Source organism: Thermoanaerobaculia bacterium (assembly GCA_035593605.1).
In the GTDB taxonomy this organism is placed as follows: domain Bacteria; phylum Acidobacteriota; class Thermoanaerobaculia; order UBA2201; family DAOSWS01; genus DAOSWS01.
Genome location: DAOSWS010000031.1, coordinates 15,316 through 39,106 on the forward strand (window position 1 = coordinate 15,316; position 23,791 = coordinate 39,106).

General features: G+C 52.5%; 13 protein-coding genes. 4 read left to right on the forward strand and 9 right to left on the reverse strand.

Annotated features, from left to right (window positions below; translation table 11 throughout):
- Nucleotides 1–26 precede the first annotated feature (26 nt).
- From PLD04_13075 to PLD04_13090, 4 genes are all read left to right on the forward strand, one after another.
- The gene (locus PLD04_13075) at nucleotides 27–2,159 is read left to right on the forward strand and encodes a hypothetical protein (protein ID HXK69261.1); all 2,133 of its coding nucleotides are present in this window, start codon (nucleotides 27–29) and stop codon (nucleotides 2,157–2,159) included.
- Nucleotides 2,160–2,255: 96 nt separating this feature from the next.
- The gene (locus tag PLD04_13080) at nucleotides 2,256–5,756 is read left to right on the forward strand and encodes a DUF4339 domain-containing protein (GenBank protein ID HXK69262.1); all 3,501 of its coding nucleotides are present in this window, start codon (nucleotides 2,256–2,258) and stop codon (nucleotides 5,754–5,756) included.
- A 73-nt stretch (nucleotides 5,757–5,829) separates the two neighbouring features.
- The gene (locus PLD04_13085) at nucleotides 5,830–9,903 is read left to right on the forward strand and encodes a DUF4339 domain-containing protein (protein ID HXK69263.1); all 4,074 of its coding nucleotides are present in this window, start codon (nucleotides 5,830–5,832) and stop codon (nucleotides 9,901–9,903) included.
- A gap of 219 nt (nucleotides 9,904–10,122) precedes the next feature.
- Entirely contained in the window at nucleotides 10,123–10,845 is a 723-nt protein-coding gene (locus PLD04_13090) for a hypothetical protein (GenBank protein HXK69264.1), read from the forward strand.
- A gap of 74 nt (nucleotides 10,846–10,919) precedes the next feature.
- Here PLD04_13090 and PLD04_13095 read toward each other — a convergent pair whose 3' ends face one another.
- From PLD04_13095 to PLD04_13135, 9 genes are all read right to left on the reverse strand, one after another.
- Complete coding sequence (locus tag PLD04_13095) at nucleotides 10,920–11,117, reverse strand: 2-hydroxymuconate tautomerase family protein (protein ID HXK69265.1); 198 nt, start codon at nucleotides 11,115–11,117, stop codon at nucleotides 10,920–10,922.
- A 97-nt stretch (nucleotides 11,118–11,214) separates the two neighbouring features.
- Nucleotides 11,215–11,559, reverse strand: a complete 345-nt coding sequence (locus tag PLD04_13100) for a type II toxin-antitoxin system PemK/MazF family toxin (protein ID HXK69266.1) — start codon at nucleotides 11,557–11,559, stop codon at nucleotides 11,215–11,217.
- A complete protein-coding gene (locus PLD04_13105) occupies nucleotides 11,556–11,810 on the reverse strand; it encodes a ribbon-helix-helix protein, CopG family (protein HXK69267.1) in 255 nt (84 codons plus the stop codon). Before PLD04_13105 ends, PLD04_13100 begins: the two co-directional genes overlap by 4 nt.
- A gap of 185 nt (nucleotides 11,811–11,995) precedes the next feature.
- Nucleotides 11,996–14,719: a cyanophycin synthetase gene (gene cphA, locus PLD04_13110; GenBank protein HXK69268.1), complete on the reverse strand. Its 2,724-nt coding sequence runs from the start codon at nucleotides 14,717–14,719 to the stop codon at nucleotides 11,996–11,998.
- Nucleotides 14,709–15,872, reverse strand: coding sequence for a beta-aspartyl-peptidase (iadA, locus tag PLD04_13115; GenBank protein ID HXK69269.1), 1,164 nt, complete (start codon nucleotides 15,870–15,872; stop codon nucleotides 14,709–14,711). The genes cphA and iadA overlap by 11 nt, the downstream gene beginning before the upstream one ends.
- Nucleotides 15,873–15,898: 26 nt before the next feature.
- Nucleotides 15,899–17,788: an acetate--CoA ligase family protein gene (locus PLD04_13120; protein HXK69270.1), complete on the reverse strand. Its 1,890-nt coding sequence runs from the start codon at nucleotides 17,786–17,788 to the stop codon at nucleotides 15,899–15,901.
- Between the two features lie 37 nt (nucleotides 17,789–17,825).
- Complete coding sequence (locus PLD04_13125) at nucleotides 17,826–18,707, reverse strand: cyanophycinase (GenBank protein ID HXK69271.1); 882 nt, start codon at nucleotides 18,705–18,707, stop codon at nucleotides 17,826–17,828.
- A gap of 68 nt (nucleotides 18,708–18,775) precedes the next feature.
- A complete protein-coding gene (locus PLD04_13130) occupies nucleotides 18,776–19,822 on the reverse strand; it encodes a HEAT repeat domain-containing protein (protein ID HXK69272.1) in 1,047 nt (348 codons plus the stop codon).
- A gap of 495 nt (nucleotides 19,823–20,317) precedes the next feature.
- Nucleotides 20,318–23,200, reverse strand: coding sequence for a hypothetical protein (locus PLD04_13135; protein HXK69273.1), 2,883 nt, complete (start codon nucleotides 23,198–23,200; stop codon nucleotides 20,318–20,320).
- Between the last annotated feature and the right edge of the window lie 591 nt (nucleotides 23,201–23,791).

The window sequence follows — 23,791 nt, forward strand, 5'->3', positions numbered from 1 at the left end:
TACCTTACTCATGATAGACTCAAACAATGAAACACGGTGTGATCTCCCTCACAATCCCCCTATTCCTCATGGTCACTCCACTCTATTCGACAACCCTCAGACAAATCTCACCCATGCAGGAAGTGTATATTCTGGGATCCGGGAATGAGAATCTCTCCATTACCACTGAGCACAAGTACGGAAGTGACCCCGACCTGATCTATATGTATGCTCCAGACGGAAAACTCGTTGATCGCCTATCCATTACGGCGAGCACAACAACGAATGTGACACTGGGTCATGGCGCAGGGACCTATAAATTTCTCCCCGTCAGTAAAACCTATCTCCACACATACGCAGCACCGGGAACGACACCTGTGGTTGTCAAACCCTTTGATCACCAGCCCCTTCTCAGAACCAGCGGTTCCGTATCCCTCTATTTCAAGGTACCCGAGGCTACGAGCGAATTCACTTTCTTCGCAAACTCGGTGCAGAGTTCAACAACCGTAACCATTCAGGTTTTTGATCCATCGGGGTTACTGATGCACACCTTCAATCTATCCTCTAACACCTACCATCAGGAATCAACATTCACCAGCCCTGTTCCGGGATTCTGGAAATGCATGTGCAAAACCTCCACCCTGGAACGCTGCGGCTTCTGGGTGGAGGGGATTCCCAACCTCTTCTCCGCCACGCCGGACACATGGTTCGAGCCCGACTTTCCGACAGCCGGTGCGATCCTTTCAGCCGATGGACAATCTGTGGTTTCCGAACATGCAAGAGTGGGAGTCAACTGGTGGCTGAGCCCCTATAATCCAGGGTCCTATCAGGCGGAACGCGACGGAGTGGTGGGTGCCTTCATGGACACGGCCCGATTGACGGTCGACTGGGCCTGGCGCGAACCGTCAAATGACAACAGTGATCCCTTTACAATCAACTGGAGTGGCTTCAATTTCTCCGGTCACGACGATCGAATGAAGGCGTATAAAAGGGATGTTGTTTCCAGCATTCCGGAGACCATGCCGGTCCTCCTTTTCTACTGGAGCTATTCCGTATCCTGGCAAAATGAAAACCCCGTGTACTGGACCCAGGCACAGATGGAGGAGTATGCGGAATTCGTACTGGCGACGATGATCCATACGGTTGCTCCGGACCTGGAAATCCCCCCGGGCTCAGGACCCTCGTACCCCTTCCAGTGGATTGAGATCCTTAATGAGCCAAACCTGACCATGGGGAGCAGTGGGTATCCGGCATACATCAGTCTCGTGGAAACGGTGGGAAAGAGGCTCAAAGAATATCCTGACCCACGGATCCAGTCCATTAAAATCGCGGCACCCGGAATCGGCTGGGCATGGGGAAAGAATAACGTGGAAATGGAAAACTGGATTGGAAAGCTTATCGACTATGCCGATCCCTATGTGGATGGAATCAACTGGCACCAGTACGATTATCTCCACATTGAGCAGTGTCATCAGTACGAGGAGGACATCCACAAGGTAAAACAGTGGTTACGCACCCGTGGGGACGGAATCGACGATGAAGCGATCCTGATGACCGAGACGAATCAGCATGGAGGTCCACCCACATGGTGGAAGCGCCAGGATACTTTTTATGCTTCTCGCTGGTGGGTAGGCGTCCTGTTGTCGGCATTGCGGGGAGGCGTTGACTTCATCCATTTCTATCAGCTGACCGATGATCCGCCTCTCACCTATAACTACAAGGGCCTGATGTTTCACGACGGCCCCTATCAGCCTCCCCTTTTCCCCGGCGGCCCTCCCCACGGTTGGAAACCGGTCCTTCATGCAACCCGATTCATCAACGAATATCGGAACAAATGGATCGTTTCATCTCAATGCGATCACCCGGACATCGCTCACCTTATCACGATGGATCCGGAGACTAAAACCGTATCCGTGCTGCTGGCCAACCTTTTCGACCGGGAAATCGATCTTGACATTTCCATCATGCTTCCGGAAGAGATGCAGTACATCAACTATACCCGGGCGTCCGAAATCCTTTCCGATGAATCGGGAAGATCCGTCCGAAAAAAGGGTCCAGAAAACGTGGTTCAGGCTTCCAGGTCCCTGGACATCACCCTTCATCTGGATCCCCGGACCATCCATGCCCTGCTCTGGAAGCGCCCTCCCCACCATCGCCCCTTCGACTTCCATACTCCCTGAGTCCTGATTCCTTTCAGGACAAGAAAATTAGGGACTGTCCCTATTTTTTAGCTTTTTCAACCCATAAAACCTTATGTTATGGTATGATTTTCCCGATTGGCCACCTATGATTGCGGGTCAGACCAATACCATCTTTCCCGTGCAGGTCAACAGTACGGTCCCTACACCTGGGAAGCCCTCTACCAACTCGGCATCAACGGCAACCTCTACCCGGGGGATCAGATCTGGTCGGAGTCCCTTGGGACATGGACCTCCATTGAAACGATTCCGGAACTGAAACAATATATCACCACGGTACAAACCGGGAGACCGAAGTGGCTTATTCCTGCAACCCTGACGCTGTTCGGCCTTGCCGTCATCCTCGTAGCGGCTGTTCTCTTTCGTCAGACTACCCGCCTGACCGTTAAAGAGTACTACCCCAGAAGCGGCCCGGCCGGATCCTGTGTTCTTCTGGAGATCAGCAAGAGTGTCGAACCCGAGCATGTAAAAATTCTCTGCGAAGATCACAATCTAGCCTTTTCTTACCTGGGTGACAATTGCTATTCCGTAATCCTTCCCACGGATCCTTCATCGAATCAGATCCGTCTTCTCTACAAGGATAAGGAGGCAGATTCCGTCTCTTTCGCCGTTCTTCAGCCGGAAATCACGCTCCTGCACGAAGAAAAGCTGAGACCCTCCCCCACAGGTCAAAGGATTGAATCGAAAGCAGGGATCTCCGTCACTCTGCCCGGGGAGTTCCTGGACAAACAGCGATACCTTACGATTTCCAGAGTGACGAACCCGGCTGTTCCCAGGCAGGATCCCTTCCATGATTTGGAGTATATTGACATTACAATTGACGGACTGTCGCAGCTGAAGGATTACATAGAAATTGGGATTCCCTACGATCCATCGCTTATCGATCCCTCCATTCCCCTGGAAGCCAACTTTGATCCCGCCTACTGGAATGAAGAGGAACAGAAGTGGATTGATGTCTACTACCGTGTGGATCCGGACTCACATAAAGTCTACTTCATCACCAATCACCTCTCTGTCACCATTACGGGACTTGCCGCCTGGGCAGCTGTAGTCGGTGTCGCTTCAGAGATCGGAGAGAGGCTCCTGAACGACAAGTACATCTCCCGTGACAGGAAGGTCCGGATCCTTTACTCCGATGCGGATCTGCAACAACGGTTTCCCAACAAAAATTGGGAGGCCAGGATCGCCCAGGGTAGACTTCACGCGGGAAACTGGTATGATCCAAATATCTCATCTGCAGTCCAGGATATCGGCCATATCTTCGATATCTCCCTGGATTGCTACATGCGGGAGGGTTTTGCCGACCCGACCGTCAAGACGGTGTGGGGTAAGCACGTCTACAACCGCTACGTGAAGGTCAAGGTAGATTCCTGGTATAACGCCGGGGGGGAAATGTCCCATGACACCTTCTGGGACCAGATCAATGTTCCTTCCTACCTGATCAACACCTACTTTTATGATGAAAACATGACGGCCAGGGATACCTTTGAGGACCGTTTCACCAGGTTGAAGGCCTTCCTTTCCCATGAGCTTTTCCATGTTTTTCAGCGCCCCTATTACAGCATCACGATCGCATTAATACAAACTCCTCACCTCTGGTGGAGAGAGGCGTGCGCAGAGTGGGCATCACACGACCTGGCAAAGATTCCCGACCGCCCGGGGTGGTATAAAGATTCGCCCCATATCACACCCAGGATCGGACCGAAGTACCTTGACTTTCCCGCGGATACATCAGGGGAAATTCCAGGAACGTTTCGAGGAGATGCACTTGAGTACCAGTACCTGAACTCCGTTTTCATCCGTTACCTGGTTCGACAGAGAAATATATCGATCAGGGACGTCACGGAGAGAATCGCCGCAGAAGGAAGTGCAAATCCCCTGGAACCCCTGCGCGTCTATCTACGGGGAAGGACCGGCCTCGGGTTTGACGAACTGTTCGCGGACTATGCACCCTGGCTCCTTCAGGAGTCCCAGGTGCCGCTCTCCGATTTTTCTCACCCCGACAACCAGTCGATTGCGGCAGAGCGCAGTGATACCGTGATCATTAAAGGCACGGAAGCGACCCTGCGTTTTTACCAGAATTGCGGGGACAGCGGGAACCAGTTCAGGCTGACAGCCTTCAAAGTTTCCGGAGGCCGCGAGCATCTTACTCCCCAGGACACTCCCCTCTTTCGTCTGGAGGAGTGCTACCCGGACGATTACGAAGAGATCGAGGTCGAAAAGGGTGATCATCTTTATTTCATCGCTCCCAATGGGGAGACAAAACCTGCAAGAGCCGGCCTGACCGTTCAGACCATGAGTGATGATGAATGGGAGAATGCAGCCTATATCACGATGGAAGCCAAACCCAACGGGACAGCAAAAGTCTGGGCTATTCAAATATGCAGTGAAGCTATCCTTATTGATCCGCCGGAGATCGAGAACGCAACCACCCATAAAGACTATGAGTTCGACATCAAGGCCGTTGGCCTTCCTGATTTCATAAAGGAGGCTGCCTTCACCTACGACTTCGGGGATAAGCAGAAAGATTCAACGGGAAAGGTCACCGTACCGGTTAGTGGCGGGGAAGCCCAATTCTCCCTTACCCACGCGTACAAACCCATACCCAATCTGAATGGCTCCACCGAACCCATTGTATACACGCTCACGGTAGAGATGTACCATGAGAAAGAAAAACGGCTGGAAGCGGAAGCCGATGTCAGCATCGATCCCGTGGAGCTGGTAGTCACACCCAGGCACTCCGTCGGGCCTCCCGGAGCCACCTTCGACATGGAAGCGAAGGCACGTCCTGAGGACAACTACAGGTTTGTATGGGAAATGGAAGGGAAGGCTGAAGCCTTTGAAGACCAGGGCAGGGAGTCGGGCATCGCTCCGGTGCTGGAACGGGAAGGAAAGTTCGCTGTCACAGTGAACCTGTACGATCTGAACGGAACCCTGCTGGCGAAGGATCGGGTGACCGCGGAGGTCACAAAGGAAGAGACTTCGAAACCGAAGGGCGGAGGATACTGGAAGCTGGACAGGGTCGAAACGGAGGCGAAGAATATACGGCAGATGTATCCGGACGACCCGATTCCCCTGGGTAACGCAAAGGCACATTGCGGTGAAAACTTCACAACCTCCGTTTCAATTCACCGAGAGGAGGTCAGTATAAGCTATTCCGGGAATAAAAAAGAGAGCATGGGGGGTGGCGAGGAAAGTGTTGAATATCTCTCCACCTGGACCGATCCCGGGGACATCATCCGCCCCGGCATCCTTGAATTAAGGTTCTCATCAAGGGAACTGGCAAGGAACTATAAGGGCGGAGATATAATTATGGAAGCAGGGTTTAACGATGGTCCTCAGGGATATTTCCTGAAAAGAGTCATTAATAGTGCAAACTTCATGGAGCTGGATAAGAGTTACCGCTGTCACACGACCGTCAAACTCGGGGAGGATCCGGCCACCGATACATGCACCATGACACCCGAAATCACCGAGGGGCAGGAGGGAGGCGAAATCTACTTCTCGATCAATGCTATTTCATGGCATGGACATGCCAGCCTCACCATGATCTACATCTGGACCCCGGAACCCAACTGAATCATCTTAATCTGTCCATCCGTAGCGCTCTCTTATCTGCTGTATACAATCAGTATGTGCTACTATTTCTTCATTGGCTTCATATAGAAGTGACGACCCATACTACCTTTCCCGCGGGGGTCAGCAGTACGGCCCCTATACATGGGAAGCGCTATGTGAACTCGGCATCAACGGCAACCTCTACCCGGGGGATCAGATCTGGTCGGAGTCCCTTGGGACATGGACCTCCATTGAAACGATTCCGGAACTGAAACAATATATCACCACGGTACAAACCGGGAGACCGAAGTGGCTTATTCCTGCAACCCTGACGCTGTTCGGCCTTGCCGTCATCCTCGTAGCGGCTGTTCTCTTTCGTCAGACTACCCGCCTGACCGTTAAAGAGTACTACCCCAGAAGCGGCCCGGCCGGATCCTGTGTTCTTCTGGAGATCAGCAAGAGTGTCGAACCCGAGCATGTAAAAATTCTCTGCGAAGATCACAATCTAGCCTTTTCTTACCTGGGTGACAATTGCTATTCCGTAATCCTTCCCACGGATCCTTCATCGAATCAGATCCGTCTTCTCTACAAGGATAAGGAGGCAGATTCCGTCTCTTTCGCCGTTCTTCAGCCGGAAATCACGCTCCTGCACGAAGAAAAGCTGAGACCCTCCCCCACAGGTCAAAGGATTGAATCGAAAGCAGGGATCTCCGTCACTCTGCCCGGGGAGTTCCTGGACAAACAGCGATACCTTACGATTTCCAGAGTGACGAACCCGGCTGTTCCCAGGCAGGATCCCTTCCATGATTTGGAGTATATTGACATTACAATTGACGGACTGTCGCAGCTGAAGGATTACATAGAAATTGGGATTCCCTACGATCCATCGCTTATCGATCCCTCCATTCCCCTGGAAGCCAACTTTGATCCCGCCTACTGGAATGAAGAGGAACAGAAGTGGATTGATGTCTACTACCGTGTGGACCCGGACTCACACAAAGTCTACTTCATCACGGACCACCTCTGCGTTTCAGTCATAGGTCTCGGCACTGCGGCCATTACTGTCGGTGTCGCTTCAGAGATCGGAGAGCGGCTCCTGAACGACAAGTACATCTCCCGGGACAAGAAGGTCCGGATCCTCTACTCCGATGCGGGTCTTCAACAACTGTTTCCAAACAAAAAATGGGAAGCCAGGATCGCCCCGGCCAAACTTCACACGGGAAACTGGTATAACCCGAAGATATCCTCTGCAGTCCAGGATTTCGGCCATATCCTCGATATCTCCCTGGCCCGCTATATGCGGGAAGGCTTTGCCGACCCGACCGTCAAGACGGTGTGGGGGAAGCACGTCTATAACCGCTACGTGAAGGTCAAGGTGGATTCCTGGTATAACGCCGGGGGGGAAATGTCCCATGACACCTTCTGGGACCAGATCAATGTTCCTTCCTACCTGATCAACACCTACTTTTATGATGAAAACATGACGGCCAGGGATACCTTTGAGGACCGTTTCACCAGGTTGAAGGCCTTCCTTTCCCATGAGCTTTTCCATGTTTTTCAGCGCCCCTATTACAGCATCACGATCGCATTAATACAAACTCCTCACCTCTGGTGGAGAGAGGCGTGCGCAGAGTGGGCATCCCACGACCTGGCAAAGATCCCCGACCGCCCGGGGTGGTACAAAGACGCACCCTACATCTCCGATCGGATCAGCTATAACTACCTCAAATACCCGCTCAGTACGATAGGAAATCAAACCGGAACGGTCGTAGGAAACGGTCTTGAGTACCAGTATGTGACCGCCATCTTCCTGCGCTTTTTAGTCCGGGAGAAGGGTTTCAATATTAAGGAATTGACAGAAAGGGTCGCCCTCGATTCCGGAGCCGACCCTTTGCGGCCTTTGAGAAAATATGTCCGCCGGCAGACCGGAAAGAGCTTTGATGAGGTCTACGCTGAATTTGCCAACTGGCTTCTTAAAACCACCGGGCTCAAGCTGTTTGACAAAATCGACCTCAAGAGCAACGCTGTGGTGGCTGAACGCACGGTTCCAGTTTTTGTCCCGGACAAAGAGACCACCGTCCGCGTCTACCAGCTCTGCGCCGAAAATAAAGATCCCCAGCGGATCAGCGTCTATAAGCTGCCGGGAGACCGGGAGCACCTCACCCAGAACGAGACACCTGCAGCCAGGCTCGATGACTGTTTTCCGGAGACGGCAGAGATTGAGGTCTCCCATGGAGATTACCTGGCCGTGGTCATTTCGAATGGGACTGAATGGCCCCAAAAAAGCGGCCTGACGATCCAGGCCCGCCCGGAGGAAAAGTGGGAGAACATATTTTACGAAACGGTGGAAACAAAGCCGGATGGCACGACGAAGGTCCTGGTTTTCAAGGTGAGCAGTGAGGCCATCTTCATTGACCCGTCGAAGATCGAAAATGCGATCCATGGTGAAGAGTACACCTTCAAAGTCAAGGTGGCAGGCCTTCCGGAACAGCAAAAAGAGGCTGAGTTGGACTATGATTTTGGAGACAGGCAGAAAGACTCCACCGGAAAGATCACGGTTTCGCTGAACAGGGGTGAGGGCACCTTCACACTTAAACACACCTTTAAGCCGGTCCCTAACGTAAATAAATCCAGAGAACCGACGAAATACACGCTCACCGTGCAAATGAAGAGGAAAGATGAAAAACCTCTCACAGGTAAATCCGAAATCTTCCTGGCACCTGTTGAGCTGGTCGTCACTCCGCGGCACTCCGTCGGCCCGCCTGGAGCTACGTTCGACCTGGAAGCTTACGCCCGGCCCGAAGCCGTCTACAAATACAAGTGGGAGATGGAGGGTGAAGCCGAAGCCTTTGAAGATCAAGGCAAGACTTCCGGTATCGCCCCGGCCCTGGAAAAAGAGGGAGAATTTTTCATCACTGTAAAACTCTTTGACCTGGAGGGAACCCTCCTGACGACAGACCGGGTAACGGTTATGATCACAAAGGCAGATGAACCTGAAGAGGGCAAAGGTTACTGGAAGCTGGCGCAAGTAGAAAAGATTGAAAAAAACATTCGGGCGATGAAAGAGAGTGACCCTTCGCTTTACAACAATGCCAAATCCTATTGCGATGAAAACTTCTCCTCTTCGGTTGCGATAGAGCGGGGAAAGCTGAAGATCGACTACACCGGAAAAATCCAGAAGAGCAGGGGCGGTGAGACAGAAGAGATCGATTTCACCGCCACCTGGACAGACCCGGGGGAAACCATTCACCCGGGCAGAAAAACCATAAAGCTTTCCGCAAAGGAAATGGGAAAAAGCCAGTTTCAACAGAGAAACGACGTAAACATCGACGCACGCATCTCTTTTTCTACCGGGGACGAGGGCGATCTCGCAGGGGGTATCAGCCAGGGCATCGGAATGTTCAGCAGCCCACACTACGGGTGGAACTGTCAGACCAGAGTCCATCTGGCAGGGAGAGGGCCACTCAATGACAGCTGCACCATAACACCCACCATCCCCGATGGTGAAGAGGGCCGCAAGCTGGCTTTTGTGGTCAAAACCGATTCAAAGATGGGAACAGGACAGTTGACCATGATCTACGACTGGGTGGACACTCAGGAAAAGGAGCCTGAACCTGAAACACCGGGCTACTGGGAACTGACCAGAATATGGCAGGAAACATGGGAAGATGATTTCAACAACAAGGACAAGGTTCCCATTAACCTGTCTGGAAACTCGTTTACCTACTCAAGAGTTTTCCAGGACTTAACAAACGCGTTCCATTTCGACTATGCGGGAAGCTGGGAGCAGATGCCGAAAACGGTACCCCATGACACGGTCATGGAAACCACTCTTCGAATAGACAGCATAAAGATGACATATGCCGACTCTTCTGGAGGCGCCTGTGCTCAACTGAACAGCGGCTGGGACCGCTTTAAAAATAAAACAGATACACCGAAGCCGGACTGGATATCTCATGGCTGGTCATTCGAGGGGGTTTGCGCGGGCGGGAAAGATAAAGACTTTCCAAAATCAAAAATAATTAAGTGGAGCCTGAAATTATGGCCTGAAGATGGGGCAAAGCAGGTTGTCACCGTCCGCGCTATGGCCTACTCCGTCCGATCCTCATCCGTCGCCCACACCTACTACGAATACACCTTCAGGAAAGACCCCAATTGGAAGTGGTAGTCAAAGAAGGAAATCAATTACATCCCGCAGGTAAGATGGAAAACTTTAATTTTACATCGAAGTGTCCGGACCGGTTGGAGAAGTCAACCTGATCACGACCTACACCTGGCAACCCACACCGAACAGATAATTAAATTCTTAAATCTTCAAAACTCATGAAATTCACCAAATTCTCGAATTTTCTTTGACATCTTTCCCCTCCAGGAGTACGATTCCATCATGGCCCGGAAAGCACATTCTAAATCTTTCCCACTTTTCATCATGGTCTGTTTTCTGGCCATCACTCTTTTCGCTGGAGAATACTCGGTAGGTGAACAGAAATTCAATTTTCCCGCCCCGGAAGGTTTTCTCCCGACGAGCACAAACGCCCCCGAGTTATTCGCGCATGTATCGGCGCTTTTTCCATCCAATATCAGGGTTATTGAACATTTCTTACGACCCGAGGAAATCGAGGCCTTCAAATCGGGAAAAACAGAATTATTCAAAGAATGGATCACGATTCTCGTATTCAGTGACCTTGAAGGGGGGAACCACACCTTGCAGGACTTTGCCGATCATAAGAATGAGCTCAAGGAGCAATTGAAACCCTCACTTCATTCCTTTGATGAAATCGTGCCAGAACTCACGGAGGCCCTGGATGATGACATACTGGATTTCATGCGAAAGTACGGTCAGATTGTCACCTTTGGTCTGAACCAGGACACCGAACGCTATGTCTCCTATTCATTTCTTGGTCTCTACAAAGCCCGGAAAGATCAAAAACCTATCCGGTACATCGCGGCGGGAACGTCGGCTCAAATTCTCATCCGCGGCAAAATCATCATGATCAACACCTATAAAATCTTCCAAGACCGACGTTCCATCGGCTGGACCCGAACGACCTCGGAAACCTACATTAAGAAAATCATCTCCAGAAATCCAACCGGGGAAACAGGAAAATAGACAGAGGAAGCAGAAGCTGATTTACAAAGCAAACTCAAATAATAGTTCATGAAATTCCTGAACGCATTCCTTGACTATTCTTCCCCTTCGTGCAGATCTTTGACGAGCTTTCCGCCAAGGCCTACGTTCTCTGCCCGGTTCTCCTTGATGAGAATGATGATCTCCGCGGCGGGAAATTCATAGATCTTCGCCATTACTTCCGTAATTTCACATACCAGATTTCTTTTCCTGGATTCCTCGATGGGGGGACCTTCAATCGTTACAATCGGCATCGATGCCTCCTCCAAATCTTACTTTCTCTCATCGTAACACAGGAAAAGCTGTAGGCAGAAGAAAAGCAAAAAGCTGTATCTGAATAAATGCTTCGATTCATAACCCAAGCAGGATTCGCACCCTGTCTTCCACCGAGTTCATTGTCATGATACTGATTTTCCCCCAGGGTTCGAGCAGCCTTTCGCGGGCTATAGTTCGAACCATGTCACAGAGGATATAACTTATTTCTTTCAATCCTCCCTCCGGAGGTTGAATAGGAACATGAAGCGGTATGCCTCGATCGCGGGTAGTCAGTGGCAAAATGGCAACGAGATCTGCCGGCCCATGATTGAATGTATCCATCGACACGATTAATACAGGTCGTCTACCCGCTTGTTCCCGTCCTCGTACTGTATTGAGATCGGCGTACCAGATCTCACCTCTGCAGGGTAATATTCTCAACTCTCTTCTCCCTCAGAGATGCCCTCGTCCAGAAGACCATCCAACTTTTCTCGTTCTTGAAGCAGTTCATCCCACGCTCTGGAATCTTCTCGCAAAAGACCATAGGCCCGATTGGCTTCTCGAAGAATGCCTTCTCTCCTGTATGTTTCCAGCGCTCTACGCAGGAGCAGGTGCATTGAGATATTTTCCCCTTTTGCGATTTCCTTTAAGAGCGCGTGGGTCTCTTCATCAATTCGCACTGTCGTTGCCATAGCACCTCCTGTATTACAATAAGTATACCATAATGTATACTCTATTGTAGACATTCATACCTTAATTACAATCGCCATAGATTCCCGGATGGAAACAGTTTTACATCATCTATCCAACTAATATTCCAGGAGGTGGGAGAATATTGGCTTATGAAAAAACACCGAGCTCTTTGACCCGGTAAAGTTCACCTGGTATTGATCCAGGAAACAACACCGGGTGTCAGCTTAACTCCCCTGCGGGACGCTTCTTCCAATAGAAAGGCCATCGTAGATTCGGGCCGTGGGGACAGGAGAACCACGAGCTCGTCCGGTTGAGCAAGGGACAACCCCATCTGCCAGGCTTCCTCGGGCTCGGGAACCGCATGCAGGCATTCGGGGGAAATGCCGCCTGTCAGGGCACCCTCCTTGAGCAGTTGAAGGATTTCGCCCTCCTCCCGGCCTCTCCGGTCATAGCCCTCATAAAGAACAAGGGCATTGTATGTCTCAGCGGCGATCCGTCCGAGATTGAGGATCTCCTCATCACTGCGGTCCCCTGCGGCGTCAAGGATCCCGATCGCCCGCTTTTGAAAGGATTTCACGAAGGGGTGAAGGGCCCGGAAACCGGCGGCGTTGTGGGCATAATCCAACAGGAGCGTGGTTGTTCCCATCTGGAGAAGGTTAAGGCGCCCCGGGATCACCTCCGGGGTGGGGAAAAAGGTTGCAAAGCTTTCCCTCAGGGAGTCGAGGGGAATCCCCTTCCCATACAGGGCAGACAGCGCTCCCAGGATGGAATCCAGGGTCAGGGCAGCCCTCCCGTGGAATGTCAGAGGAATCTCATCGAGCCTGAGGAACAGGTGGCGGTCTCGGGAATCCAGAATCACGATCTGATCCCGATCCACGGCTATGCCAATCCCGCCATCCCGAACATGCTGTCTGAGGACAGGGTTCTGATCGTTTGAGGAAAAATAGATCAGGGGAGTATATACCCTCTTCGCCATTTCCGTAACCAGTTCGTGGTCGGCGGAGAGGACGGCGACACCGTCACCGTAAACCTGTTCGGCCACAACGGACTTTGCATAGGCCAGATCCTCAAGATAGCGGATGTCATCCCTTCCCACGTGATCATCAAACATATTCAGGATGATGCCGGCATCGGCAAAGGTGTACCCGAGCCCCCTTCGAAGAATGCCTTCCCTGGAAGTTTCCAGAACGGCACAGGTAATCGTGGGATCCTTAAGAACAAGAGCGACCTGCTCGGGGTACGTGAGATCCCCTTTCATAATCCGCCGCCCGTCGATGAAGAGGCCTTCCGTGGATGTGACTCCGCAGATATGTCCGGCCTTTGTGAGGCAATGGGCCAGAAGGTTGACACAAATCGTCTTTCCCAGCGTCCCGGTGACGGAATAGACAGGCACCCGTGTGGGTGTACCCGCCGGAAAGAGCATCGAAACCAGGGCTTTGGCCACAGGCCTGGACTCCCCACGTGTGGGGTTCAAATGCATTCGGAAGTCCGGTGCCGCGTTGACCTCGATGACAGCACCCTCAGTTTCCAGGATGGACTGGGAGCAGTCTTTCGCGATGACGTCCACCCCTGCCACATTGAGGCCCAGGGCCCTGCAGGCCCTCTCGGCGAGGAATCGGTTCATGGGGTGAACGGTATCGGTGACATCCTCTGCGGAACCCCCCAGGGAGAGGGATCCGGAGGTTTTCAAACGAAGGGTCTGACCCTCCGGCAATACGGTACCCTGATGGACACCCGCCCTTTTCAGGATTCGGAGTGTCTCAATATCTAACGTCACGGTCGAGAGAAGATCCTTGTCACCCGGACCTCTTCCAGGCTCCTGATTCAGAGCCTCCACAAGCTCGGCCACAGTTTTGGATCCATCACCGGTGATCACCGGCGGTGCGAGCTTCACGGCAGCTGTGAGCTGATAATCCATCACAAGGAACCGGTACGTTGAACCGGGGACGTGGGTCTGAGCCAGGACCCTCGGATCAATGGAGGAAGCCGCCTCAAAAGCGGCGGGAAGTTCATCGGGGTCAGAGATTGAAGTCGTCACGCCTTCCCCCCGGTGACCCCTCCGGGGTTTAAGCGTAATTGATCCGCCGAGCTCATTCAGGAGAGCAGGAAGCCTGCCGGGTTCAAGCACTTCCACGGTCGCCGGAACCGGAATTCCGGCATCTTTCAGGATCGAAAGCGTGAGTTCCTTGTCATCCGCCGTCTCCACAGCAATCAGGCTCGTATCCGAGGTCAGCGTGGCGCGGATCCATTTCCGGTAGCGGCCGGTCCCAAGCTGAACGAGGTTGTACTGATCCAGCCTCAGAAAAGGGATTTCTCGCTCGGCAGCAGCGTCCACGATGGCCTGGGTACTGGGGCCGAGCAAACGCCTCTCTCTGATTTGCACCAGAGCCTCGATCACCGGAGAAACGGGAAAATCTTCCCCCTTCAGGATGGCATTGACAAGATTTACCGCAGCCTTACCGGCATAGACGCCGGCTGCCTCGTCCAGGAAGCGGAAGACAACATTATAGACACCCTGCTCACTTGTGCTCCGCGTTTTACCGTAACCTGCATCCATCCCGGCCAGGGTCTGAAGTTCGATGGCGACATGCTCGGTAACATGGCCCAGGAGAGTTCCCTCCTTTACGCGAAGAAGAAAACCTCCCGGCTCCCCCACCGAGCAGTGATGTTCCTTCAGCGAAGGAAGGCGTTTTGACAGTTCATCGTGAAATCCGGCAATCTCCCCGGTGAAGACTTCGTCGTATTCCCCCAGGTCGATTCGAAAAATCACCACGGCCCCGCCGCTGAAATAGTTGGCGCCCTGCATGATCCGGATGTCCCGGACCGTGAGCGGTCCCGGGGCGATTTCGTAGGACTCGAAGACCTTCAGGTCCGCCGGGTTGGGCAGAGCATCGGTGTCAGGGTTCAAAGCGTCCCTTCACCAGCCGTGCCCCCTCGGAAACCATGATGGCACCTTTTGCGATGACGTACTGAATGGAATCGTCTTCACCCAGGAGGACGGCGTCGGCATCCTTTCCTGGCGCGATCGAACCCTTCGCCTTCATTCCGAAGATGGCTGCCGGCGTCGTTGTCGCCACGGCGAGGGCGGTTTCGAGGGGAAGTCCCTCATCACGCACAGCCTCCATAATCTCGACAAACAGGGATTTAGGCTCTCCGGAGACCAGTTTCACAAGGTTACCCTTCTCGTCGAAGTGCGGCAGGGAACCCCCTCCATCGGAGGAAAAAGTAATGTGATCCAGGGGAACACCCGCCTCAAGGAGAAGCCTCAGGGCCGTGCAGGGCTTGATCTCATATTCGGGAAAGAAATGGTATGAAGAAGTCGTGATGTCCACATATCCCGTCTTTCCGTACTCCTTCGCATCTTCAAAGATGTAATCATTCCGGTTGCAGTGCGTGGGAATGAACTGGGTCAGCTTCAGCTCGCTGATCCTGACCACTTCCCGGAGGAGAGCAAAGGGATCTTTCGCGTCACCCATGTGAAGGTTCACAATCCCGGCTTTCCCGCCCAGCATGCCTCCCACCCGGGCATGTTCGGCAATCCGGATGAGTTCCTCGACGGATGGAAAAGAAGAACGGTGGTCGGAGATGGCAATTTCACCGGCGCCGATGACCTCTTCGATCAGGGCGATATCCCTTCCCACATCCCCCAGGATTGTCGGCGTGGGAACCTGGTAGGCTCCCGTGTAGATCCACGCCGACATTCCCTCCTCCTTGAGAGCCTTGGCCTTCATAAGCACGCTCTCCACCGATCGGGTCATCCCATCCGTTCCAAGACAGCCCACGACGGTAGTGATCCCACCGACAAGAAACTGGCCCAGGTTCATTTCCGGAGTTCGGGTGGATGGTCCACCCTCCCCGCCGGCACCCGCAATGTGGGCATGGTTATCGATAAGACCAGGAATCAGCCTCTTTCCGCCGGCCTTGATGACCGTCACGGGGACTCCCGTCGGCACGGGAATGGAAGGCTCTACGGCGATAATTTTTCCGGCTGCCATCAGAACATCACGGCGGCCCATCGACTCAGGTGCGTAGAGATCACAATCCTGGATAAGAATCATCATATTCATCACTCCTCAGGTTCAGACGATCAAAGATACCGGTTCAGGAAGTCAGGAAGCAGGGGCCGCACGGCATCGGTAATTGCCTTTTCTTTCGCTGCGGCATCTGTTCCATTCAGGGCGACTCTGGCTTTTTCCTGTTCCGCCTGTTTTACCACAACGGCGTCGGCTTCCACGGTTACGAGGAACCCGTCATCCATCAGGTCCCTTGCCAGAACGGATTCAGCCGTGCCCGGGTTGTCCAGGATAACGATGTCGGCTCCCTGGTGCACCATTCCATAGTCCCAGATGTCGTTTTTCGTATGGTTGAAGATCGCGACATCCAGCCTTGGCTGACGGAGAATGATCTTTACGTTCTGATCGTGGTCAGCATTCTTGTGAAAATAGCGGCCGTTGAAATGGACACCCTCTTCGGTGAGGCTGGCGATGAAGAGATCCTTCTTCACTTCCTTCATGGCCGCCTCCAAAGAATCGCAAAGGCTCCTTGTCAGGCTGTGCCCGGAAAGGATCGGCACTCTCTCGTATCGCTCCCTGGGAAAGTGAACTTTCATGATTTCCCCGGGCACATCAATGGAACCGCCGAGGGCAGGAGCCAGGTGCATAAAGACCCCGGGTCCGGCATTAATCTCGATGATTCCGAAATTACCGTCCCGCCAGGATTTGGAAATATCCCTGGCGAGAACGTCGATACCGAGGCAGGTGACCTTGAAGTAGGAAGCGATATCTTCCACGAGCATGAGGTTATCCGGGTGAATCTTGTCCGTGACGTTAATGGAGACTCCTCCGGCGGAAATGTTCGCCACGCGGCGCAGGGTGATGCGCTCACCCTCACGCGGTACGGAGGAAAGGGTGAGGTTCTGGAGGTGGAGGAAGTCGCGAAGATCGTCATCGATCTTGATCTTGCAGAGCGGCGAACGGGCGTTATCCAGCCTGGCCACCGTATCATTTTCCACCTCGATGAGTTTTTCGATGGAATCTCTCCCGTTTCCGTCTACATAGGCGGGAACCCTCTCCAGGGCGGCCACACATCGGCTTCCTACAGCCAGGAGCCGGTGATCGGTCCCCTCTACCTGTTCCTGGACCAGGATACCTGCGAATTCGCTCTCATCAGGCCCCGGAGCGATTGCGTTATAGGCTTTCCGCACCTCGTCCGTGGACCGGATGTTCGTCGTCACACCCTGACCCTTATGGCCGGCAACGGGCTTAACAACGACGGGAAACGTCAGCTCTTCCGCCCTTTTTACAGCTTCCTCCACAGAGAAGCAGGTGTAGCCCTTCGGTGTCGGAAAGCCGCACATTTCCAGGAAATCTCCCACCATATCCTTGTACATGGTGAATTCCGTGTCCTTGATTCCATCCGTGGACACGGTGGTAGAGCGGCCCCGGATCTGTTTTTTTCCGTACCCCCACATGAACTGGCCCTCTTCAAAGAGGTAGAGAAGGGGAATATCGCGTTTGAGACCGGCTTCGTAGAGAGAGTAGAAGGTGGGACCGCCGAAGTAGGTGCGGTCAAAGGCTTTCTGGAGTCCCTCGAATTCTTTCCGGAATGGGAAATCCTGGTTATCCGTCATAGCGGAGAACCAGTCCCGGACGAGGTGTACCGCATCCGTGGCCACATCGGCATCCAGGTACTCAACCGCAACGACATAGTCGTCTGCACCTTTCTCAAGAGAATACCGCGTGAGATAGAGGTCGATTTCCATTCGAAGGACCTCCATAAGCGTGTGAACAAAGAACTCCGCAACGGTATCGGTTGTACACTCCTTCAGGTTTGGGAATTGATCCACAACCGCCTTCCGGTAATGGTCCACGCCGGGTCCGTCAGGATCGATGTACAAATTAAAGACAAGGGCCTGCCGGTTCAGGTAGAAATTGGGCCCCCGATACGCCTGAAACTTACTGATTGTAAAATCGCTCATCGTCGCCTCCTGCCTTCCATGGTGATCTGATACTTCTTTATTCATTCGCCCTTCCGCCGGGTGAAGAACAATCCTCACCTTCCGCAGAAAGATTACTTCCAGAATGTAACGGGACAATCACTTCCCAGCGGGAGAGATCAAATCGTGCTCCCGGCGCCAGAAGGCTGAGCCGGATGCCGTCCACGGAAAAAGCCTCTCCCTTTTTTACCTCATTGTAGTTGCTGTGCTCGAGCCATTCGCCACTCAACAGCACAACCGCACCGGACCCCAGTACCGTAAAGGTACCGTTCGATTCCAGATCGATAGCCGTATCTTCTGCGAGACCAATCCCTCGCATTGTGAGGCCGGAGGCGATCACCTGCATAAGCCGTGAGATTCGACACCGAACAAGGAAATGGGAATCCACTGTAATCCCTTTGAGGAAAGAAAAGCCGGCCCTGTGACGGATGGTTCCCTTTGAATGTCCCTCGTCATCCCCATCAAAGATCATGGTATCGCTGGCCGCGGCCGCTCCTGCACTGGTTCCGGCAACAACCATGCCTTCGGCATGTCTTGTTTTTATCAATGCAAGAAGATTGCTTCCCTCCAGAATCTCAACAAGCTTCACCTGGTCTCCACCGGTAAAGAAGACAGCGTCAGCCTGCTGAATTACCTCCAGGTGCGGAGGAAGGTCAGCCTCTTTGCTGTGACGGATGTCCAGGATGTCCACCTGTGTGACGCCAAGATCCGAAAAGGCTCTCCTGTAACGACCGCCTAATTCCCGGGGGATCTCACTTGCTGTAGGAATAATGGCAATTCTTCCGGCGCGACAGGCATGAACGACACGCTGGAGAATTACCCTTTCATTAAATTTGTCCTCCGCCCCTCCAATGAGGATGAGTCGGCCGGCTCCCGGCATCACATTCCCCTCAACAATCATGAACCACGCCTCCTCTGTTGATCTACGCGAATCCGCCGTGATATGTCGACGGTCCCCTCATGTTCTGATCAGCTTTTCTTGGACTTCGGCTTACTACTGCTCTTCGTCTTGCCTTCCTTTGCGCTTTTCTTCACCGCCGGTTTCTTCGCCGAGGAGGTGGCGCTTTTTTTCTCAGTGGTCTTCTTCGCAGCCGACGCACCCGCTCCCGTTGATTTCTTTTTCGAAACTGCGGTTTTCTTCCCGGTGCCGGAAGCCGGCTTTTTAGTTGCAGAAGCCTTTACGGAAGTTGACTTTTTCTTATCAGCCGGTTTTTTCTTCGGTGCCTCTGCCTTCTCCTCCGGCGTTTCCGCTCCAAGAGCAGCCAGTGCATACTCCCGGACGAGACTGTCCTCCATGGAGGCCATGTCTTTCAGAGCGGCCTTTGCTTTTGGGGAGTCAATCCTCTTAAGGGCAAGGGTCATGGCTTCCACAACGTATGAACTTTCCCCCACCACAGCCCGGGTAAAGGCCTCGATCACACGTTCGTCCCCCATAACGCCAAGGGACCGGGCGGCGGCTTCGCGTACATAGCCGTCATCGTCCCCCAGAAGCCCGAGAAGAGCATCCATCGCACTCTTTTCTCCAATACGGCCCAGGGCACGGGCGGCATTTTCTCTTACGTACGAACTCTCATCGGTAAGAACCCCCACGAGAGGCTCAACAGCGTCGGGGTGAGCGATCTCTCCAAGAGCCCGAACAGACGATTCTCTGACTCCCTTGTCCTCGTCCTTCAGGCAGGCAGCCAATCCCGATACGGATCGGGAATCCTTGATCTCCCCGAGGGCGGCGGCTGCGGCACGTCTTACCCATGAGACCTCATCGGCAAGGGCGCCGGTCAATCCCTCCACCGCATCCCTGCTCCTTGTCTGGGCCAGAATGGACACAGCCTCTTCCCTTACATGGGGATCCTGGTGTCGGAGAGCAGCCACAAGGGGCTTCACCACAACCTCACCCATCTCGCGAAGGATTCTTGAGGCATCCTCCCGTTGATACCGTTCACCACTGACAAACAGGTTCAGGAGACCGTCAACATCCCCCGCTTCCTGCATCTGGATCATCTCGTTAAGTGTCGTCATGATTTACTCCTTTTTTGCAAACCTTAAATGCAGAGCGATTGTATATGAAAACTGTGAAAAATCAAAGCCCTGATTCCAAAAATTTGGGTGCTTGAGCCATCAGCAAGGAACAATTGTGTAAATTTTCACCAGTACGCTCACGTTTCCACTATCAGAAAGGTATCCCCCGCCAAATCATACTTCAATAAATAGAATAAATAGGGACTGTCCCTATTTATTATCTTGTAAGTTATTATTTTTGTGGTAAATATGAAACGCTGTAATTTTTCATGGACATTACTTCGCCATGCCTTCAGCTTGCTCGTAATGACAGACACGGATGTCATCGCGAGGAGCCGCCAGGCGACGCGGCGATCTTTTCAAGGAAGCCTTAACACCTGCGAGATTGCTTCACTCCGCTTACGCTCCGTTCGCAATGACCTCCTGTTGATGCAGGTGTTTTATAAATACATTCAATCCTAAAATCCATAAAATTCATGAAATGCCTTATCGTACTCACCTCATCATCACCAGCACCCGGATCAGTCCCGTACCGGCATCGAGTGGATCAAGGGCTTTGCCAATAATGGTACCGAATTCGTAAGGCCGGAAAGCCTTTTGGGCATGACCCGGGTTAGCAGAGGTAATCAGGAGATCTCCACGGTGAATAGAGACCATTGACGCATCAGCCTTCACAAGAGTGATTCCGGAAACCGCCGCAAGAACCCTACCCTCTCCATCTTCAATAGAGACGCCCACCACCATGGGATCGGCTTCCAGGCTGCACGGGTAAAGCTCTTCCCCATCGGCAGGGTTAAAGACCAGGACATCCCCTGCTTTCACAGGGTATGCGACCGGCATCTCCTCCACAAGGCGCCGATCGAGCATACGATCCAATCTCGCATCATGGGTTGTACGGTCGGAATGAGTCTCCTCCAGGTCCTCCGGTGCCTGTTCATGTATCTTACTCTCATCCCTTTCCACCGCCCGATCTGTCGCCGTAGACCACTCACCCGTGCGCCGGTCTAATTCTTTGATGGCATTGATCATGGCCCAGAAGATCGGTTCGTTATTGACCAGGTAATATCCGTCGGTTCCGGTCTCCACAGCTTCGGGAATTAACGTGAGTACCTCCTGCGCAAGCGGCCCAACCCAAGTATCCCCCGTGGGTAATTTCAGCGGGTTTTTCTCTTTAAACTTGTAGTAATAGGGATCCAAAGCAACAATTTCAGCCAATCCCCTTACGTAGGGCTGCTCCACTTTTTTCAGATCCATATCGGAATAGGTGGACCAGTTCCCTCCCCCGATTTTGGCCGCTGTGCCGTTGACGGCCAGGGTGTATCCCTGTGTATCTTCTGTCCGTATTCCAACCGATCCGTTTTCGTTCACTTTAAAAGCGACACCGGGATATTGTGCAATGTAGATTCTAAACCGTGCATCCCAATCCGGATCCATGGAAAACCGGCCTTCTGAATAAGGATTGCCACTATCAAGGTGAATCCATCCTTGATCAAAGGTGGAAGCGACAACTTCAAAGGTATAGGTCATTCCGACAGTCATCGAAACGGGATCCTGGATTGTGAAAGAGTGCCAGTCCCAGGTGTCGGGGATGGTAATGGGCTGCGATGTGAGGAGTGTTCCTCCTGTGCCTTCCCCCTCGTAGATGTTTAGCGTAACAGTAACGCTTTTACCCGCTTCAGGGGAGCGGCACTCGATTGTCAAGACTGTCCAGAAGTAGACACTTGCAAAGGGATTTGTCCAGGATTGCCAATACTGGTATGTCGAAACCGTATATTCATATCCGCCATCGTTTTGGTCCAGGACTAGATGCTCACTTTCCGTGAGCGCCTCTACAGCCAGAGAATCACTTACCGTCAGTTTTGCCGCTGCATTGGATGTTCCGATCATCACCTGTCCGCCATCTTTAAAGGTAACTACATCTTCAAGGGAAGGAAGTGAAGTCGATGCTCCATTGGCAAAGACAAGGTCAGAACGGCTGGAGCCGGCATCTTTTCGATAGATGTTCCAGTTATAGGTACTCCCCGAAGTCTTATAACGAATACCCTGGTTAAAGGAATTATCGGACACCTGCAATGTGAGCCCCTGGTTGGGTTCCTGTGAATAGACATGAAGGTCCGTATCCGGAGAAGAGGTTCCAATTCCAACATTTCCTGATACTGCGGAATAGAGGTCATTTCCACTTACAGCCCAGTCTCCATCGTCTGTTGCAGGTGGGTCAGTAGTGCACTCCACAACGATACCATCGGGGCTTACGCACCACTTCCCGGATGTCAATGTTCCCACCTGGGGATCGATTTCCACGGTCGAAGGATTAACCCAATCGATCCCGCTTCCGGTACTGGAGAGAATCTGTCCGGAGGTTCCAGCATCTCCGGCGGCATCCCGAAAGCTCCCCGTTGTTCGGATATCCCCTGTGACATCCAGCGCGTAAGAAGGGTCTGTGTTTCCGATTCCTACTTCCCCCCCATGTTCAAAGGTTATGACGTCAGTCAGAGAAGACATGTCGGCCGAAGATCCGTTGGCAAAGACCAGATCGGCACTACCAGATCCAGCATCTTTCCTGTACATCCGCCAGGTGTAGGCACCCCCCGAATTCTGGAACATTAACCCCTGGTTAAAAGTGTCATTCGATACCTGAAGGGTCATTCCGTCATCCTCAGCGGATGAGAAGAGATGGAGATTGGTTGCAGGAGTCACTGTTCCGATCCCCACGTTTCCAATATTTGCATTGTAGATGTCCTCGCCTGAAATGACCCAATCCCCATCATCCGGTGCATCAGACGTACACTCCACAACTAAGCTGTCTGGGCTTGTACACCATTTCCCCGACGTCAAGGTGGCAACGGAGGGATCGGTCTCCACGGTCAAACCTATATCGTCCGTGTTATCGGCAAACCCGGCGGGAACCGATGTCAGGTTGTTCCAGTCATGCAGGTCTGTTGGTGTTTCTCCCTGGACAGAATAGGCATTCTGGGTATATGCGGAGGCCATCACCCTGACCCGGGGAGAAAGATCTTCTCCCTCAACGTTAATTTGAATCCAGACTTCGCTGTAATCGGCAAAGACGTCCGCCAGGTTGGTGTAGGAACCCGGGCCGGTACCATCCACATTGGTACCCAATCCAAGGGCAACATTGAATATACCGTCTGAAACGGTCACTGGGGCGCCGGCACCGGCCTTATGCTGATTGATCAGGATCTGAATCCCGAAGGTGGCCGCACTGTAAAAGGTAAAGGTCATATCATAATCCCCATTTAGCGGGACCCCTGCATCATCGCGCAGAACACCCTGGTAATTGATGTAGCGTGGGGGTGTTACCGCATACAGCATAACGGCCCCGATTACAAAGACCAGGAAAGAGAACATGAGTTTTTTCATGGCTGCCCTCCTTTGGAATATGAACCCCCTCCTCTTCTCTCACACACTATTAGATGACATGGGCACATTGTAAAAGATAGGCTCGAAAAATCAAAGAAAGTCCACCCGAGAGGTCCATGAGGCTCTGAATTACTTGAGGTAAGTCAGGTGCCAAATGGATACCCGAAGTTTTATTTGTAACGGTAGGGTATCTCCCGCAATATATGCTTCATTAAATAGGGACAGTCCCTATTTATTATTTTGTAAGTTAATAAATATGAGACATAAAGGGTACATGTGCCCGAGAGAGTCCCGATTTTTTTTCTTGAGATTGCTTCGCTTCACTATGTTCCGCTCGCAATGACAAAGTTCATTCTGCCACTGCGAGGCATGCAACGACGAAGCAGTCTCAATGAGCCCGAGAAGTCCACGAATTATCTTAAAAAGTCGAATAGGCACTCGAAAGATTGAAAATCTTGAGGTTGTCGTCTAACCGAATTGATGCCTTCCGACACAATTTTAATCGTGTCGGAAGGGTATCTCGCGCAATGACATCCTTCATAAAATAGGGACACCTCTAAGCCCCGAGAGCAAGGGGTACGATTTTCACGC

Coding starts and splice junctions, on each gene's coding strand:
- PLD04_13125 (HXK69271.1), bottom strand. CDS start 18,707: ATGATTGTTGAGGGGAATGTGATGCCGGGAGCCGGCCGACTCATCCTC.
- PLD04_13095 (HXK69265.1), bottom strand. CDS start 11,117: ATGCCGATTGTAACGATTGAAGGTCCCCCCATCGAGGAATCCAGGAAA.
- PLD04_13130 (HXK69272.1), bottom strand. CDS start 19,822: ATGACGACACTTAACGAGATGATCCAGATGCAGGAAGCGGGGGATGTT.
- PLD04_13120 (HXK69270.1), bottom strand. CDS start 17,788: ATGAGCGATTTTACAATCAGTAAGTTTCAGGCGTATCGGGGGCCCAAT.
- PLD04_13135 (HXK69273.1), bottom strand. CDS start 23,200: ATGAAAAAACTCATGTTCTCTTTCCTGGTCTTTGTAATCGGGGCCGTT.
- PLD04_13105 (HXK69267.1), bottom strand. CDS start 11,810: ATGGCAACGACAGTGCGAATTGATGAAGAGACCCACGCGCTCTTAAAG.
- iadA (HXK69269.1), bottom strand. CDS start 15,872: ATGATGATTCTTATCCAGGATTGTGATCTCTACGCACCTGAGTCGATG.
- PLD04_13075 (HXK69261.1), top strand. CDS start 27: ATGAAACACGGTGTGATCTCCCTCACAATCCCCCTATTCCTCATGGTC.
- PLD04_13090 (HXK69264.1), top strand. CDS start 10,123: ATGGCCCGGAAAGCACATTCTAAATCTTTCCCACTTTTCATCATGGTC.